The organism is Streptomyces sp. CRCS-T-1 (assembly GCF_024442335.1).
Taxonomy (GTDB): domain Bacteria; phylum Actinomycetota; class Actinomycetes; order Streptomycetales; family Streptomycetaceae; genus Streptomyces; species Streptomyces koelreuteriae.
Genome location: NZ_CP101651.1, coordinates 1085173 through 1101774 on the forward strand (window position 1 = coordinate 1085173; position 16602 = coordinate 1101774).

Genomic DNA, 16602 nt, shown 5'->3' on the forward strand with positions numbered 1-16602 from the left:
CCGGCCGGGACGTCAGAGTCCCCGCTGATGGAGATCGACAATATGACATCCGCCGAGGAGCGGGTGTGGCGTGCCTTCGCGCGTGGCCAGGACGTGGACTTCCGTGAGTCGGCGGACGAGGATCCGGAGCGGGGCGCGGACTGGGGGCCCGAACGGACCGTACGCGCGGCCGTGTTGCGGGCCCTGCTGCTGAGCGCTCCGCAGGAGGACGGCGAGACGGCCACCCTCAGGCTCGGGGGTGCGCGGATCACCGGGGTGCTCGACCTCAAGTACAGCGAAATCGATCACGCCGTGCGCCTGAGTCACTGCTACTTCGAGAACGTCCCCGTGCTGTACGCGGCGCGTCTGCGCCAGCTGAACCTGCGCGACTCCGTCCTGCCCGGCCTGGACGCCGCAACCCTGCGGGTGGACGGCGTCCTGCGCATGTCGGACTGTCTGTTCGACGGGCCCGTGCGGCTCGGCGGCGCGCAGATCGCCGGGGCGCTGTTCCTGGACCGCGCCGACATCGGCGCACGGTCCGCCGGTCAGCCGGCGCTCCAGCTCAACCATGTGACCGTCGGGGACGGCCTGTCGGCGGCGGGCCTGCGGGCGCTGGGCGGGGTGCGTCTGACGGGCGCGTCGGTCGCCGGGTCCGTCGACCTGGGCCAGGCCCGGCTGGAAGGCGGCAGGGGCGAGGTCGTCCTCGACGCGGAGCTGGCCGCGGTGGAGGGCGACGTCCTGCTGCGCGGCGTGGACGTGCACGGCTGGATCGGCCTGCGCGGCGCCCGGATCGGGGGCCGCCTGGACCTGTCGCACGCGCGCCTGTCGAACCCCGGTGACGCGGCGCTGCGGGCCAGCAGCTGCACCATAGGAGAGGTCTGGCTGCGCAAGAGCCCGCCCATGGAGGGCACCCTCAATCTGCGGCGCGCCCAGGTGGACGTGCTGTGGCTGGAGCCGGACGTGGTCCCGGAGGAGGTCCTGCTCGACAGCCTCGTCTACACCTCCCTCACCCCGCACGCGCCCGCCGAACGCCGGCTCGCGATGCTGGAGCGGGACGGCGAGGGCTATGTCCCGCACGCCTACGAGCAGTTGACCGCCGCCTACCGGCGCATCGGCGACGACCACGCCGCCCGCCAGGTCCAGCTCGCCAAGCAGCGCCGCCACCGCGGCACCCTCCCCTGGTACGGCCGACTGTGGGGCTATGTCCAGGACGCCACCGTCGGCTACGGCTTCCGCCCCCTGCGGGCCGCGGGCTGGCTGGTGTCGCTGCTCGTGATCGGCTCCGTCGCCTACGCGCTGCACCACCCCCAGCCGCTGAAGACGGACGAGGCCCCGCAGTTCAACCCGGTGTTCTACACGCTGGATCTGCTCCTGCCCGTGATCTCCTTCGGACAGGAGGGGGCGTTCGCCCCCGCCGACGGCTACCAGTGGCTGTCCTACGCCCTGGTCCTCACCGGCTGGATCCTCGCCACCACGGTCGTCACCGGCATCACCAGGACCGTCAGCCGCCAGTGAGGGCCCGCACCGCGTGCTGGGCGGCCAGCCGTACCGGGGCGTTGGCGGCGCCGTAACCCCGGTAGCCGTCGTCGCGCTGGACCAGTTCGAAGAAGACGCGGCCGATGGTCCGGGTGTAGCAGTGGCGGAAGACGCCGTGCGCGTCGCGGTCGTAGAGGATGCCGAGGTCGCGGTAGGTCTCCAGCTCGCCGTCGGCGAACTCGAAGCGGGCGGCGAGGTCGTCGTAGTAGTTCGCGGGGACGGGCAGCAGCCGACCGCCGGCCTCGCGGAAGCGGCGGGCCGCGGCGACCACGTCGTCGGTGGCGAGGGCGATGTGCTGGGCCCGGCCGGTGTCGTCCGTGGGCGCGGCGCCGACGGTGAGGGCGATGCGGACGCTGCCGTCGGGGTTGGTGACGGCCCGGCTGCGCAGCAGTCCGTAGGGGTCGGCGACGTCGACGCTCTCCTGGGCGTGCAGTCCGAGCACCCCGCGGTGGAAGAGGGCCGCCTCGTCGAAGTGGTGCCAGGGCTGCGTGAGCGCGAGGTGGTCGATACGGCGGATGCCCGTGGGGGCGGGGGCCGGGCCGGTGTCCTCGAAGTCGGCCCGCCAGTCGGGCAGGCCGGGGCGGCCGGTGGCGCAGAAGAAGAGTTCCGTGCCGTCGGGGGCGGCGACCGCGTCCAGCGGGACGTCCTCGGGGCCGCGGCGGCGGGGCAGGACGGGTGCCAGCAGCGCCTCGGCACGCCGGGCCGCCGCGGCCGGGTCGGGTGACTCCAGCCCGATCGCGGCGAGCTGCGTGCCGTCACGGCGGACGGCCGGCCCGGTGTTGACGAGGATGCGGGCCTCGCCCTGCTCCCAGAGGGCGACGGGCTTGCCGCGGTGCCGGGCGGTGCGGGTGAAGCCGAGGGAGCCGAGCAGGGCGGTGAGGGGCTCGGCGTCGGGCGTGACCAGCTCGGCGAAGGCGACGCCGGTGGGGACGACGGGGTCGGGCAGGGCGGCCCGGCCGACGCTCTCCTGGAGGACCAGCAGGGAACGCCGGGCGTCCACGGCGGTCGGGCCGGCGTCGGCCTGGCGGAAGACGTCGTTGAAGACCTCCAGGGAGAGCGGGCCGTCGTAGCCGGTGCTCAGGACGTGCCGCACCAGGCCCGCGACGTCGAAGCCGCCCTGGCCGGGGAAGCAGCGGTAGTGGCGGCTCCACTGGAGGACGTCCATGGCGAGCAGCGGGGCGTCGGCGAGCTGGAGGAAGAAGATCTTCTCGCCGGGGATGTCCTCGATGCCCTTGGGGTCAGAGCCGCGCGAGAGGATGTGGAAACTGTCCAGGCAGGTGCCGAGCGCCGGATGCCCGGCCGCCTCGACGATGCGCCAGGCGTGGTCGTACGTGCTGACGTGCCGTCCCCAGGCGAGCGCCTCGTAGGCCACCCTGACGCCGGACTCCCGCGCGAGGTCGGCGAGCCGGCTGAGCTGCTCGGCGGCGAGGGCGTCGTCGTCCACCGCCTGCGGGGAGACGCTGGAGCAGACCAGGACGGTGTCGGCGCCGAGCCTGCGCATCAGCTCGAACTTGTGCCGGGCCCGCCGCAGGTTCCGGGCGAACTCGGCCTCGGGCACGGCCTCGATGTCCCGCATGGGCTGGAAGAGGTCGATGCTCAGGCCGAGATCGGCGCAGCGGGCGCGGATGTCCTCGGGGGTGAGGTGGCCGGCCAGCAGATCGTTCTCGAAGATCTCCACCCCGTCGAAGCCGGCCCGGGCCGCGGCGTCGAGTTTCCCGGTGAGGGATCCGCTGAGGGAGACGGTGGCGATGGACGTACGCACGTCGGTACCTCTTCTCTGGGCGTGTCGTTCGGACCCGGGCCCTTTAGTTCGGTGCCCCGACGGCCCCGGCCAGTTCGGTCAGGTCCGTCAGCATCCGCGCGGCGTCGGGTTCCCGCCCGGTGAACAGGCGGAACGCGTCGGCGGCCTGGAAGGCGGCCATACCGCCGCCGTCGAGGGTGGCGCAGCCCAGCGCGCGGGCGGTGCGCAGCAGTTCGGTCTCCAGCGGGCGGTAGACCACCTCGGCGACCCACAGCCCGGGGTGGAGCAGGTCGGCCGGCAGGGGCAGGCCGGGGTGGGCGGCCATGCCGGTGGGCGTGGCGTGGACGATGCCGTCGGCGTGCGCGAGCAGCTCGGCCTGCCGTTCCGGGGGCGCGGCGGCCGCACGGCCCTCACCGAAGGCGCGGTTCAGGGAGCCGGCCAGGGCGGCGGCCCGTTCGGGCAGCGCGTCGACGACGGTGACCCGCTCGGCGCCGAGGGTGAGCGTGGCGTGCGCGACGGCCGCGCCCGCACCGCCCGCGCCCAGCTGCACGACCCGCTCCAGCGGTGCGTCGGGCAGTCCGCGCGCGAAGGACGCGGCGAAGCCGGTGACGTCCGTGTTGTGGCCGGTGGCGCGGCCGTCCTCGAAGACGACGGTGTTGACCGCGCCCAGCGCCTCCGCCTGCGGGGCGAGCGCGTCCAGATGCTCGATGACGAGCTGCTTGCAGGGATGCGTGATGTTGAGCCCGTCGAAGCCCAGGTCGCGGGCGGCCCGCACCAGATCGCCCACCGCCTCGGGCGGCACCCCGAGCGGATCGATGTCGATGAGCCGGTACAGCAGGCGCAGGCCCTGGCGGTCGCCCTCCCGCTCGTGCAGCGCCGGACTGAGTGAGGGGCCGATGCCGGAACCGATCAGTCCGACGAGATACGAGTCCTTGGGCACACGGGCCTCCCGAGCAGCTACCTAATGTACGAACCAGTACGTTAGCTATATCAGCCGAGGACGGGCCCGGGAAGACCCCGCAGACGGACGGGCCCCTGCTTCTACAATCACCGGCACCGGCCCCTCCGCCCGAAGGAACCTGATGACCAGCGTCGAAGAACCGGCACGTCCTGGCGAGCGCATCCGTGACGCCGCCCGCACCCAGGCCGAGATCCTCGACGTCGCCACCCAGGAGTTCGCCCGGGCCGGCTACGACGGGGCCCGGGTGGACGAGATCGCCGCCCGCACCCGCACCACGAAGCGGATGATCTACTACTACTTCGGCGGCAAGGAACAGCTCTTCACCTCCGTGCTGGAACGGGCGTACGGCGTGATCCGGGAGGCCGAGCAGCAGCTCGACGTCGACCATCTGGATCCCGTGGCGGCGATCCGGCGGCTGGCCGAGGTGACCTTCGACCACCACGAGCAGCACCCGGACTTCATCCGCCTGGTCAGCATCGAGAACATCCACGAGGCGCAGCACATCGCCGCCTCCGAGAAGCTCGGCAAGATCGGCTCCCCCGCCCTGGACGTGATCCGCCGGATCCTGGCGTCGGGCAAGGAGTCGGGCCTGTTCACGGCCGACGTCGACGCCGTCGACCTGCACGCGATGATCTCCTCCTACTGCTTCTTCCGGGTCTCCAACCGGCACACCTTCGGAGCCCTGTTCGGCCGCGACCTGCTGGACCGGGCCCAGCGCGCGCACTACCGCACCATGCTCGGCGACATGGTGATCGCGTATCTCACGGCGGAGCGCACCGCGGGCTGAACGTCCGGCGCGCAACCTCTTGACACCAGCGGCGGGCGGGCGCAGCATCACTGGCCATCCCCTACTAACTACCCAGTGGGTTAATTAGCCGCGATCCGGCCCGCCCTCTCTGCTCGCCGTTCGTCTCACTCCGCCTAGGGTGGAGCCCGCTAAGGAGCCGCCGTGTCCGTCCCCGCCACGCCCCAAGGGGCCGCAGCCCCACCCGGTCAGCCGCAGAAAGCCGCGACCGCCGCCTGGATCGGCAGCGCACTGGAGTACTACGACTTCTTCATCTACGGCAGCGCCGCCGCGCTGATCTTCCCCGCCGTGTTCTTCGACGAGTCCGACCCGGCCACCGCGACCCTGCTGTCGCTGGCCACGTTCGGCGTCGCGTACGCCGCCCGCCCGGTCGGCGCGCTGGTCCTCGGGCACTTCGGGGACAAGCTCGGCCGTAAGAAGATCATGGTCTTCACGCTGATGCTGATGGGCCTGTCGACGTTCCTGATCGGCTGTCTGCCGACCCGGGACCAGGTCGGCACCCTCGCCCCGGTCCTGCTGGTGCTGTGCCGGGTGCTCCAGGGCATCTCGGCGGCGGGCGAGCAGGCCAGCGCCAACTCCATGACGCTGGAACACGCGCCACCGGGCCGGCGCGGCTTCTTCACCAGCTTCACCCTCAGCGGCACCCAGGGCGGCCAGCTGCTGGCCACGCTGGTCTTCATCCCGGTCGCCGCGATGCCCGAGGAGCAGTTGCTGTCCTGGGGCTGGCGGGTGCCGTTCTGGCTGAGCGTCGGTGTCGCCGTCGTCGGCTGGGTCATCCGGCGCAAGCTGGACGAGACCCCGGCCTTCGAACAGCAGGCCTCCGAGGAGGGCGTCGTCAAACTGCCGCTGGTCGTGCTGCTGCGCGAGCACTGGGCCGATGTGCTGCGGGTGATCGCGTGTGCGCTCATCGCCTCCGTCAGCACGATCTTCACGGTGTGGGCGCTGGCCTACGCCACCAGCGACGCGGTCGGCATGTCACGTACCGCCATGCTGTGGGTGGGCGCCCTGGCCAATGTCGTCGCGCTCGCCGCGATCCCGCTGTGGGCCACGCTGTCCGACCGGATCGGCCGCCGCCCGGTGTTCCTGATCGGAGCGGTCGGCAGCGCGGTGACGATGTTCCTGTACCTGTGGGCCGTCTCCACGGGCTCCTACCCGCTGACGTTCCTGACGGGCATCCTCTGCTTCGGCGTCGTCTACAGCGCCGCGAACGGTGTCTGGCCCGCCTTCTACGGCGAGATGTTCACGACCCGGGTCCGGCTGTCCGGCGTGGCCATCGGCACGCAGATCGGTTTCGCCGCGGCCGGTTTCGCGGTGACGTTCGCCGCGCAGATCGCCGGGCCGGGCGGCGACGACTGGTCGGCGGTGGCGCTGTTCACGGCGGCGCTGTGCGTGCCGCCGGTGATCGGGGCGCTGTCCGCGCGTGAGACGAACCGGGTTCCCACGGAGGAGCTGGGTGAGCGTGCCGCTGGTGGGACCGTTCAGCCGGAGAAGGTGACGGCCTGACCCCTTGGGTGCCGGGTGCGGGCGCGTGGGGGCTGGTCGCGCAGTTCCCCGCGCCCCTTCGGGTCGCCTGTTCAGCTGTTGGACCAGGCTCGGCGGCACAGCACGAGCCGATAGCCGTCGGGGTCCTCGATCGTGACTCCCCACTCGTTCCAGTAGGGGTTGGGGGATTCCACCCGCTTGCCGCCGTGCTGCTCCAGGCGGGCGATCCGATCGTCCGGGACCGGGCCGTCGGCGTAGATCACGAGCAGGTCCTCCTCGGTGGGGCGGGGTTCGACCGGCCTGGCGGCCTCGTGCACGAGCTCCAGATGCCAGTCGGCGTCGGGCCAGCCGAGCATCAGCAGATCGTGCTCCCCTGGTTCGCTCCCGCCCTCGGCCCGCCACACCACGTCCAGCCCGAGCCCCTCGCGCCAGAACCGCTCAGCCGCGGCGAGGTCGCGGGAAGGGCGGGCGATACGGATGTGGCTGCGACCGTTCAAGGGCATGGCGACCTCTTCTCGTGGCGTCGGTCCGCGACAGCGAGCCGCCTCGCAGCCTAGGAAGCCGACCCCCACGGAGTCATCGGCCATCCGCCCTGCACCAAACGACCTAGGCCACGGCCCTCAGGACTTGGTGTGCACGATCTGGATGAGGTTGCCGCAGGTGTCGTCCAGGACCGCGGTGGTGAGCGGGCCCATCTCCAGGGGGTCCTGCGTGAACCGCACCCCGAGTCCGCGCAGCCGCTCGTACTCCGCAGTGACGTCGTCCACGGCGAAGGAGGCGGCCGGGATGCCGTCCTCGACCAGCGCCGTCTTGTACGGCTGCACCGCCGGATGGCCCGAGGGCTCCAGGAGCAGCTCGGTCCCGTCGGGGTCCTCCGGCGAGACCACGGTCAGCCAGCGGTCCGTCCCCACCGGGACGTCGTGCTTCTTCACGAAGCCCAGCACGTCGGTGTAGAAGCTCCGGGCTTTCTCCTGGTCGTCGACGAAGACACTGGTGATGTGGATCCTCATGAGGCGCTCTCCGGAGTGTCGGACCTGATCTCGACCAGTCTGCGGCCGTCTCGATCCGACGGTACCGGTGACCTGTGACATTCACCTGTTCCTGCGCGGTCCGTGCGGGGTATGCCGGATCTCACCTCGACGAGCGCGACGGAGGATGAACGATGGCACAGCTGCGGCAAGAGGCCGATCCCGGTGAGGCGGGGCTGGACCCGCGGGCGCTGGACGACATGGACCGGCACTTCGCCCGACTGGTCGACGAGGGGCGGCTGCCGGGCTTCCTCGTGTCCGTCGCCCGGGCCGGACGCGTCGCACACCTGGCCACGCACGGACTGCGCGACATCGCGGCCGGGCTCCCGGTCGAGCCCGACACCCTGTGGCGGGTCTACTCCATGACGAAGCCGGTCACCGCGGTCGCCGCACTGCTGCTCGTGGAGGAGGGCCGGCTGTCGCTGGACGACCCGGTCGCCGACCATCTCCCGGCCTTCGCCGAGCCCCGGGTGTACGTCGGCGGCTCCGGGTCCGACGTACGCACCCGCCCGGCCGACGGCCCCATACGCGTCCGGCATCTGATGACCCACACCTCGGGGCTGACCTTCGGCTTCTACCACACCCACCCCGTCGACGCCCTGTACCGCGCGGCCGGCCTGGAGTCGTCCGTGCCGCCGGGCGCGGACCTGGCCGAGACCATCGAGGTGTACGCGAGTCTGCCGCTGCAGTTCGAGCCGGGCACCCAGTGGAACTACTCGGTGGCCAGCAATGTCCTGGGCCGGATCATCGAGGTCGTGTCGGGGCAGCCGCTCGACGTGTTCTGTGCGGAGCGGGTCTTCGGCCCTCTCGGCATGACGGACGCGGGTTTCCACGTCACGGACGAGCAGGCGCCCCGGCTGTCGGAGATGTACGGCGAGAAGGAGGGCGGCGGCGGCATCGAACCGATCCCGGGGCTGCCGCTGCGCGGCCGGCCGCGGTTTCTGTCGGGCAGCGGCGGCATGGTGGCCTCCGCCCACGACTACCACCGTTTCATGGAACTGCTGCGCCGCCGCGGCGAACTGGACGGCGTCCGGCTCCTCGCGCCCGGGACCGTGGACCTGATGACCCGCAACCATCTGCCCGACGGCGCCGACCTGCGCGCCTTCGGCAGCCGTCCCGCCCACGACGAGCCGGGCAACGACGGGGTCGGCTTCGGCCTCAACTGCTCCGTCGTCATCGACCCGTCCCGCACCCTCGTGCCGTCCGGGCTCGGCGCGTACGGCTGGAGCGGGGTGGCGACGACGACGTTCTGGGTGGACCCGGGCCGCGACCTGACGGTGCAGTTCATGACACAGGTGCGGCCCCGGTCCTCGCACTCGGTGTTCCGGGACCTGAAGAGGCTGGTCCACGAGGCCCTGGCGGGCTGAGCCCCGCTACCGGTCGACGCGCAGTGTGAACTCGATTCCCTCCTGGGCGAGTTCACGCAGCCACTGTTCCGACCGGGCCGCCGTCTCGGCGGCCCGGTTCAGGCCCGGCGGCAGGGAGCCGTCCAGGACGTGGCGGACGCCCAGGGCGAGGGTGCGTGAGACGCAGCGGGCCATCGCGCTCTCCCCCGCGTCACCCACCAGGTCCAGGAGATAGCCGCCGGCCCAGGAATGCCCCGTCTCGGCGCGTACCTCCAGTGACACGGCGAGAACGACCCGGTCCCGGTCCTCGTCCGTCGTGGGGTAAGTGGCGGCCAGCTCCTGGGCCAGGGCGGCGATCCGGGTGTCGTCGCCCCTCTTCAGCTCCTCGAAGACACCGTCCCAGGCCCGCAGCCAGCCCTCCAGACGCAGGGTGCCGCGTACGAACGTCCGCGGTGTCCAGGCGTCGGGAAGCTCGTACTGCGCGACGAAGGGGACGCTGTCGCGGTTGGGATAGACCTCGAACGTCTCCCCTTCGACGACATGCCGCCGGGTCGCCTCCCAGGGACGGTCGGCGACGGTCTCGGCACCGTCCTCGATGTAACGGGCCGGGGAGCGCAGGGCGTTGAGGACGCCCGCAGGTGCCCAGCTGAAGCGGTACGTGAAGTCGTTCGGGACGGCGGGGACACCGCCGCAGTACGAGGTGAGGGTGTACGAGGCGGGCGTCCCGTCGCCGATGGCGTCCCGGGCCCGGGCGACGAGGGCGTGCGCGAAAAGGTGGTCGATGCCCGGGTCGAGCCCGGACTCGGTCAGGACGACGACCCCGGCCTTCTCGGCGGCGGGCAGCTGGTCCAGCACCGCCTGGGACACATAGCTGGAGCAGGCGAAGTGCGCTCCCCGCCGTACGCACTCGGCGAGCAGCGGCGCGTGCTCCGGCGCGGGCAGCATCGACACGACGACGTCGCCGGGGGCGAGTTCGGCGGCGAGCGCGTCCGGCGTGTACGTACGGGGCTCGGCCCGTCCGGTGAGGCCCAGTCGGCCGAGGGCGTCGGCCGCGCGGCTCTCGGTGCGGTGCCAGAGCCGTACGCGCTCGGCGGTGTCGCACAGCGCGGCCAGTCCGCTGCCGGTGGAGAGGCCGGCGCCGATCCAGTGGACGGTGCCGCTCGCGGGTACCGGGTCAGTGGTCATGGAACTCCCCCTTGTCGAGTCCGTGTGCACGGCAGGCCTGACGGAACCGGTCCAGGCAGCGCCCCCAGGGCCCGGCGACGCCGAAGTCGAGGAGCTGCGGATACAGGGCGGCCGAGAAGTCGGCGCTGGACTCCAGCGGCAGCAGGGAGGGCAGGTTGTCGATGGCGATCAGGTCGAGCGGGGGTGCGTCGCGCAGCCGGCGTACGGGCGCGTCCCAGTCGGTGGTGTCGTCGTACACCGGGAGGACGTTGAGCGGGGAGCCGACGTCGCAGGTCACGTCGCACAGGGTGCGCAGCCGGCGGTCCGGGGTGTCGAGGTCCTGGTCCCGGAGGAAGGGCGGGACGGGGGTGGTGGCGAGCACCGCGTTCACCATCACGTCGTGCTCCAGCAGGGCGCGGCGGTCCAGGTCGCGGGTCTCGGCGAGGTCCCAGCAGGTCGGGTCGACACCGGCGGCGGCGAACGCCACCCGGGCACCGCGGCCGCTGCGGCCCAGGGCGCCGATGACCAGGCCGGTGAACTCGGCGTCGTCGGCGGCGGGCTTGAGGGTCTCGTCGAGCTCTTCCTTGGTGGTCGGCGTCAGCGGGGCCCGCAGCCGGCCCCGGTGCTGGAGCACCGCGAGGGCGGCGCCCAGATAGCCGGCCCAGAAGCCGAAGGCGGCGAGGCGCCGCCCGGTGTCGTCGACGAGGTACTCCAGGTCGAACAGCGTCCCGCCCCCGGCGGTGAACCGGCCCAGCAGGTCGGCCGCTCCGGGCTGGCCCTTGTAGGCGTGGCCGAAGAAGATGTGCCGGTGTGTCAGTTCCGCGGGGTCGGCGGGCAGTTCCTTCAGGCCGAGCACGACGGCGTCGGGCGGCGCCGTCACCCAGGAGCCCGCGGGCGCCACGCGGCAGCCGGCCGCCTCGTACTCCTCGATCGGGAAGACCCGCTGCGGGGACTCCTCGACGGTCAGTTCCACTCCGTTCCCGACGAGCCGCCGGGCGTCGTCGGGCACGATCGGTGTGCGTCGCTCGGTCGTTCGGGCCTCGTGGCGCAGCCACAGATGGAGCTCGGTCATACCAGGTGGGCCTCCGGCGTGAGGCGTCGGCCGCTGAGGGCCGACGCTCAAGGGGCTGACGTCCACGAAGCGTACGCGGCCCGCCTTCGGGTCGCGCACGAATGCGCCCAGGTCACGCCGAGGAGAACCGGAGCCCGCACGGGCGGGCACCCGATGCCTCAGGAGGAGCTGACCACCGCGTCCAGATGGGGCAGGTGGTGGTCGAGACGCTCCCGCTTCGTGCGCAGATAGGTGATGTTGTTCTCGCACGGCGGGATCAGCAGCGGCACCTGCTCGGCGACCGTGATGCCGTGGCTCACCAGCGCGTCACGCTTGCGCGGGTTGTTGGACATCAGGCGCACGGACCGCACACCCAGGTCCTCCAGGATCCGGGCGGCCACCCCGTAGTCACGGGCGTCGACCGGCAGGCCCAGGGCGAGGTTGGCCTCGACGGTGTCCAGGCCCTCCGCCTGCAGGGCCATGGCGCGCAGCTTGGCGAGCAGGCCGATGCCGCGGCCTTCATGCCCTCTGAGGTAGACGACGACACCGGCGCCCTCGGCGACGACCGCGCGCAGGGCGGCGTCGAGCTGGTCGCCGCACTCGCAGTGCTGGGAGCCGAAGGCGTCGCCGGTCAGGCACTCCGAGTGCAGCCGGATGAGGACGTCGTCCGTGCCGAGCTCGCCGTAGACCAGCGCCACCTGTTCGTCACCGCGGTCGTGGTCCAGGTAGCCGACGGCCTCGAATTTCCCGTACACGGTGGGCAAGGGGGCATTCACGACGCGTTCCACGCCGGTCCGCTGCGGTGACTTCTTGCCGAGTACGCCAATTTTTTCTGTCATGATTCTCGAGTTCCTAAGCAGAGACGAAAGGCCGTGACGTTATGAGTGATCTGGTGCCGGCGGACACCACGGAAGACGTACGGACGCGGGGCGCCGGTGTCTCACGGCAGGTCGCGGTGCTTCCCGTGGGGAGCTTCGAGCAGCACGGTGCGTTTCTTCCGCTGGCGACCGACACGCTCGTCGCGTGTGCCGTCGCGCGGGAGATAGCCGGCGCGTACCCGGTGCACCTCCTTCCTCCGGTGACGATCTCGTGCTCGCACGAGCACGCGGCCTGGCCGGGGACCGTCAGCATCTCCTCGGTGACCCTTCATGCGGTGGTACGGGACATTGCGGATTCGCTCCGCCGGTCCGGCGTCGAGGCCCTGGTGGTGGTCAACGGGCACGGCGGAAACTACGTACTGGGCAACGTGGTTCAGGAAGCCTCCGCCCGCGGTGAGCGGATGGCCCTCTTCCCGGCCCCGGAGGACTGGGAGGAGGCTCGTGAGCGGGCGGGTGTGGTGACCTCGCTGCTCACCGACATGCACGCGGGGGAAATTGAAACCTCCATCCTTCTGCACGCTCATCCCGAATTGCTCCGACCCGGTTATGAGACCTCCGATTTCGTCGCTGACGACCGGCGTCATCTGCTCACCCTCGGCATGTCCGGCTATACCGATTCCGGTGTCATCGGCCGGGCTTCGCTGGGTTCGGCGGAAAAGGGGAAGGAACTCCTGGCGAGCCTCGCGGATTCCTTCGGGGCGTATTTCTCGATGCTGACCTCCGCGGCCGAGGGGGCGGACGGGGCTGACGGGTAGTCGTTCGCGGCCGAGCGCGCCCGGGACCGGGCGCGCAGGCCCGTGTACCAGCGGGCGACGAGGACGATCAGGCCGGGCAGGCTCGCCACGAGGCTGAGCACCCCGTAGACGACCGCGACGGCGAGTCCCCGGCCGGCGCCCAGCCCAGCGGCGCCGAACGCCCAGGCGGTGACGCCCTCCCTCGGTCCCCAGCCGCCGACGTTCAGCGGCAGTCCCATCGCCAGCAGCGCGAGGACCGCGAGCGGCAGCAGGACGGCCACGGAGGCGGCGGCCCCGGCGACGTGGGCGGCGAGTACGAACATGGCCACGTAACCTGCCAGAACGACCACGGAGGAGACAATGACCCCGGGTGCGTTGCGGCGGGACAGCAGCCCTTCGCGTGCCTCGGCGAGGACCCCGCGCAGCTTCCTGCCCCGGCGTGAGGGCGCCGCCCGGTTCATGCGCACGGCGAGGACGACGGCGAGGGCGCCCACCGCGGCCAGGGCCGCGAGCGGGGCGATGTGCCTTGCCTCGGACAGCACCGGGGACGGCATCGTCAGCAGCACCACGGCCCCGACGGCGAACAGCGCGATCTGCCCGGCGGCCCGTTCGAGGACGACCGCCTTCACGCCCCGGCCCAGGTCGCCCTCGCTCTGGCCGTGCCGGACGGCCCGGTGCACATCGCCGAGGACGCCGCCGGGCAGCGCCGCGTTGAGGAACAGCGCGCGGTAGTAGTCGGCGACGGCCGGTCCGAACGGCAGCCGGATCCGGAGCCCCCGGGCCACCAGCGCCCAACGCCACGCGCTGAACACGGTGGTGACGAGTCCGATCCCGAGCGCCAGCAGCAACGACGTCCCGTCGATCCGGCTCAGCCCGTCCAGGAGGACACCGGTGCCGAGCCGCCACGACAGCACGCCGAGGATGGCGACTCCGGCGAGGGTGCCCAGATGCGTACGGGCTCTGCGGGAGCCGAGCCGGGCCAGGACGGCCCGCACGGGGCCGGGCGACGGGGAACCGGCGGGGCCGGAGGCCTCCGGTGCCGGAGCGTCGGGTTCCCCGAGCGGGCTCCCGCTGTCGCCGCTCCGGGGCAGCCGGTCGCTCTCGACGGGCATCGGCCGCGGACGTGTCCCCGTCGCCTGGGGGCTCATGACGCTCCGCCCGCCGGACGGCACAGGGCCAGGAGGTCGGTGTGGTGGACGGTGGCGCGCAACTCGCCGGCGGCGCAGGCGGCCAGGCGTTCGGCCAGATAGGCGTCGGCGCGGTCGCGCAGCTCGGGGCGTTGTTCGACGGCGGCGCCGACCCAGCCGCGCAGCCACTGTTCGGTGAGCGCGGCCTGCTCGGGGCCGAGCCGCCAGGGGCTCGGGTGCAGCCGTACGGTCGCGCCGTGCTCGGAGAACGCCTCGGCCGCCGCCGTGACGGCGTCCGGGCCGAGCAGGCCGTCGCGGCGCTGGTGTTCGTTGAACGCCTGGGCGATCTCCGCGTCCAGCGGGTGCGACGGGGTCAGTTCGACGCGCCCGGCGACGGACAGGGTCAGCAGGGCGGGGCAGCCGGCTCCGGCGCAGGCGGCGGCGAGGGTGTCGATCTCGTCGCGGGTGAGGACGTCCAGCAGCGCGGACGCCGTCACCAGGGACGCGCCCTTCAGGGCGTCCGGCGTGAGGCGGGCGACGTCACCGCGCCGCGTCTCCACCGAGACCCGGCTGCCGTCGGCGGCCGAGCGGGGTGAGGCGACGGCGGCGAAGTGCAGCAGATAGGGGTCGCGGTCGTGCAGGACCCAGTGCTGGGCGCCGTCCAGGCGGGGGGCGAGCCAGCGGCCCATCGAACCGGTGCCGCAGCCCAGGTCGTGGATGGCGACGCCCGACTTGCCCGGCAGGTTGGCGAGCCGGATGCGCAGCGGGTCGAGCAGGTCGTGCGACCGCGCGGCGGCGTCGGCCGGCTCCCGCAGCTCCAGCCACTCGGGCGCGTAGCGGGGCGGATCGTCGGGGTCGGCCTCGCGCAGCTTCACGGTGGGCCGGGAGCCGGGCGCGCCGCTGGGACCCGCGCCCGGGATGACGGCGCCCGCCACGACGGCGTCACCCGCCCACGCGATCACCGAGTCTCCCGGCTTCGCAGCCGTGGCGTCCGCCAGCTCAGTAACTTCTCTCGGTCCGGGCTGCGTCGGAATCGCCCCGCTCTGCTGGGTCGTCGCCGGGTTCGTCATGCGGCCCTCCGGGGTTCGTTCGGAAGCCGGCGCAGTACCGCCGCCAGGCTCTGTGCGGTCGTGGCCCAGCCGTCGAGGGAGGCGCGGCGGCTGCGGGCGGCGGCCTTGAGGCGACGCCGTACGTCCGCCTCGCCGAACCAGCCGCGCAGTTCGGCGGCGATGGCGGCGGGGTTCTCCGGCGGGACGAGGATGCCGGGCACGCCGCCGTCGGGGGCGCGGCCGACCGCCTCGGGGAGCCCGCCGACGTCCGTGGCCATGACCGGGATGCCCCGGGCCAGTGCCTCGGTGACGGCCATGCCGTAGGTCTCGGCGTAGGAGGTGAGGACCATCAGGTCGGCGGTGGCGTAACTGGCGTCGAGGGTGGCGCCGGACTTCGGGCCCGCCAGCTCCAGCCGGTCCTCCAGGCCGTGCTCGGCGATGAGGGACCGCAAGTGGGCGACGTACTCGGGCTCCTGGGTGAGGCTGCCGACGAAGACGCAGCTCCACCGCAGGTCCTTTACCGCCGCCAGTGCCTCCACCAGCCGGTGCTGGCCCTTGCGCGGGGTCACGGCGGCGACGCACAGCAGTCGCGAGACACCGTCGGTGCCGGGTGCGAGGGGCGCGATGTCGGCGCCCGGGGCGGCGACGTGGACGCGCTCCGGGGGCAGGCCGTGGTGGGAGACCAGACGGCGGACCGCCCAGTCGCTGGTGGCGATGACCGACGGCACGGCCCGCAGCACCGCCCGCTCCTTGGCGTCCAGTTCGGCGGCCACGACCGGGTCGAGCCCGGTCTCGTCGCCGAGCGGGAGATGGACGAGGACGGCCATGCGCAGCCGTTCCGCCTCCGGGACGACGATCTCCGGGACGCCGCAGGCCACCAGGCCGTCGAGCAGGACGACGGCGCCGTCCGGCAGTGCGCTCAGGGCGCGGGCCAGTTCCGTACGGGCCGCGGCTCCCGGGCGGGGCCAGTCACCGGCGACGGCGTGCTTGGTGACCTGCCAGCCGAAGCCGGGCAGGTCCAGGCAGACTCGCCGGTCGTAGGCGTTGCCGCCGCTGGGTGCCGCCGGGTCGTCGATGCCGCCCGGGAGCACGAAGTGCACGGTGCGCAGGGACATGGGGATGATCTCGGCGTTCTTCAGGGCGGCGTGCTGCACCGGAACATAGTTCAGGCGCGCCGGTCCGGTCTGGCCGGGCCGCTCGATGGTCGTGTCGGTCACAGCGCACGCTCGTAACTCGCCCAGGCGATGTGCGACTCGTGCAGGGTGACGGACAGGCCCGCGATGCCCTTGGCCCCCTCGCCCAGCGCGCCCTTGTGAATGCGCTCGGCGAGCCGGTCGGCGATGACCTTGGCGAGGAACTCCGTCGAGGTGTTGACCCCGGCGAAGTCGGGTTCGTTGTCGAGGTTGCGGTAGTTCAGCTCGCTGACAACGGCTCCGAGTTCCTGGGTGGCCAGCCCGATGTCGACGACGATGTTGTCCTCGTCCAGCGCTTCGCGCCGGAACGTGGCGTCCACGAGAAATGTGGCCCCGTGCAGGCGCTGCGCCGGTCCGAAGACGTCGCCACGGAAGCTGTGGGCGATCATGATGTGATCGCGGACGGTGATGCTGAACAACGGACGACCCTCCAGGTGCGGCGCGTCTGCTCCCCCGCTGTTGGCTGCCGGGGATGCCGGGTAATACGGCTCCTTGCCTTCCCCTGTTCAGCCTCCGCTACGTCTTTTC

15 protein-coding genes and 1 pseudogene are annotated in these 16602 nt (G+C 72.4%); 5 read left to right on the top strand and 11 right to left on the bottom strand.

Annotated features, from left to right (window positions below; all coding sequences use genetic code 11):
- The first annotated feature begins 27 nt into the window (after positions 1 to 27).
- Positions 28 to 1494, top strand: coding sequence for a membrane-associated oxidoreductase (locus tag NNW99_RS04845; protein WP_215117451.1), 1467 nt, complete (start codon positions 28 to 30; stop codon positions 1492 to 1494).
- Here NNW99_RS04845 and NNW99_RS04850 read toward each other — a convergent pair.
- Positions 1481 to 3277, bottom strand: coding sequence for a bifunctional sugar phosphate isomerase/epimerase/4-hydroxyphenylpyruvate dioxygenase family protein (locus NNW99_RS04850; RefSeq protein ID WP_215117452.1), 1797 nt, complete (start codon positions 3275 to 3277; stop codon positions 1481 to 1483). The two genes, NNW99_RS04845 and NNW99_RS04850, sit on opposite strands and share 14 nt — an antisense overlap.
- Before the next feature lie 43 nt (positions 3278 to 3320).
- On the bottom strand, positions 3321 to 4196 hold the full coding sequence (locus tag NNW99_RS04855; protein ID WP_215117453.1) for a shikimate dehydrogenase: 876 nt from the start codon (positions 4194 to 4196) through the stop codon (positions 3321 to 3323).
- A 142-nt stretch (positions 4197 to 4338) separates the two neighbouring features.
- On the opposite strand from NNW99_RS04855, the gene NNW99_RS04860 reads away from it, so the two are divergent.
- A complete protein-coding gene (locus NNW99_RS04860; protein ID WP_215117454.1) occupies positions 4339 to 5004 on the top strand; it encodes a TetR/AcrR family transcriptional regulator in 666 nt (221 codons plus the stop codon).
- 162 nt (positions 5005 to 5166) lie between these two features.
- Positions 5167 to 6525 carry an MFS transporter gene (locus NNW99_RS04865; RefSeq protein WP_215117455.1) on the top strand — a complete coding sequence of 453 codons (1359 nt, stop codon included), beginning with the start codon at positions 5167 to 5169 and terminating at the stop codon, positions 6523 to 6525.
- A gap of 71 nt (positions 6526 to 6596) precedes the next feature.
- Here NNW99_RS04865 and NNW99_RS04870 read toward each other — a convergent pair whose 3' ends face one another.
- The gene (locus tag NNW99_RS04870) at positions 6597 to 7007 is read right to left on the bottom strand and encodes a VOC family protein (RefSeq protein WP_215117456.1); all 411 of its coding nucleotides are present in this window, start codon (positions 7005 to 7007) and stop codon (positions 6597 to 6599) included.
- A 117-nt stretch (positions 7008 to 7124) separates the two neighbouring features.
- The gene (locus tag NNW99_RS04875) at positions 7125 to 7514 is read right to left on the bottom strand and encodes a VOC family protein (protein ID WP_215117457.1); all 390 of its coding nucleotides are present in this window, start codon (positions 7512 to 7514) and stop codon (positions 7125 to 7127) included.
- Between the two features lie 152 nt (positions 7515 to 7666).
- On the opposite strand from NNW99_RS04875, the gene NNW99_RS04880 reads away from it, so the two are divergent.
- On the top strand, positions 7667 to 8899 hold the full coding sequence (locus NNW99_RS04880) for a serine hydrolase (RefSeq protein WP_215117458.1): 1233 nt from the start codon (positions 7667 to 7669) through the stop codon (positions 8897 to 8899).
- Between the two features lie 6 nt (positions 8900 to 8905).
- Here NNW99_RS04880 and NNW99_RS04885 read toward each other — a convergent pair whose 3' ends face one another.
- The 3 genes from NNW99_RS04885 to ribA all read right to left on the bottom strand — a co-directional run bounded on the left by NNW99_RS04885 (position 8906) and on the right by ribA (position 11932).
- Positions 8906 to 10063, bottom strand: a complete 1158-nt coding sequence (locus NNW99_RS04885; protein ID WP_215117459.1) for a saccharopine dehydrogenase family protein — start codon at positions 10061 to 10063, stop codon at positions 8906 to 8908.
- Positions 10053 to 11114 (bottom strand): saccharopine dehydrogenase, encoded by a 1062-nt coding sequence (locus NNW99_RS04890; RefSeq protein ID WP_215117460.1) that lies wholly within the window; start codon positions 11112 to 11114, stop codon positions 10053 to 10055. Before NNW99_RS04890 ends, NNW99_RS04885 begins: the two co-directional genes overlap by 11 nt.
- Positions 11115 to 11272: 158 nt before the next feature.
- The gene (ribA, locus tag NNW99_RS04895) at positions 11273 to 11932 is read right to left on the bottom strand and encodes a GTP cyclohydrolase II (protein WP_215117461.1); all 660 of its coding nucleotides are present in this window, start codon (positions 11930 to 11932) and stop codon (positions 11273 to 11275) included.
- Positions 11933 to 11973: 41 nt separating this feature from the next.
- On the opposite strand from ribA, the gene NNW99_RS04900 reads away from it, so the two are divergent.
- A complete protein-coding gene (locus NNW99_RS04900) occupies positions 11974 to 12726 on the top strand; it encodes a creatininase family protein (RefSeq protein ID WP_215117462.1) in 753 nt (250 codons plus the stop codon).
- 131 nt (positions 12727 to 12857) lie between these two features.
- On the opposite strand, the pseudogene NNW99_RS04905 reads toward NNW99_RS04900, so the two are convergent.
- The 4 genes and pseudogenes from NNW99_RS04905 to NNW99_RS04920 all read right to left on the bottom strand — a co-directional run.
- Positions 12858 to 13853, bottom strand: a pseudogene (locus tag NNW99_RS04905) (YbhN family protein); the annotation flags it as partial.
- Positions 13850 to 14902, bottom strand: a complete 1053-nt coding sequence (locus NNW99_RS04910) for a class I SAM-dependent methyltransferase (RefSeq protein ID WP_215117463.1) — start codon at positions 14900 to 14902, stop codon at positions 13850 to 13852. The pseudogene NNW99_RS04905 and the gene NNW99_RS04910, both read right to left, overlap by 4 nt.
- On the bottom strand, positions 14899 to 16098 hold the full coding sequence (locus tag NNW99_RS04915; RefSeq protein ID WP_215117464.1) for a glycosyltransferase family 4 protein: 1200 nt from the start codon (positions 16096 to 16098) through the stop codon (positions 14899 to 14901). The genes NNW99_RS04910 and NNW99_RS04915 overlap by 4 nt, the downstream gene beginning before the upstream one ends.
- Positions 16095 to 16493 (bottom strand): 6-carboxytetrahydropterin synthase, encoded by a 399-nt coding sequence (locus NNW99_RS04920; RefSeq protein ID WP_215117465.1) that lies wholly within the window; start codon positions 16491 to 16493, stop codon positions 16095 to 16097. Before NNW99_RS04920 ends, NNW99_RS04915 begins: the two co-directional genes overlap by 4 nt.
- Positions 16494 to 16602: the final 109 nt, after the last annotated feature.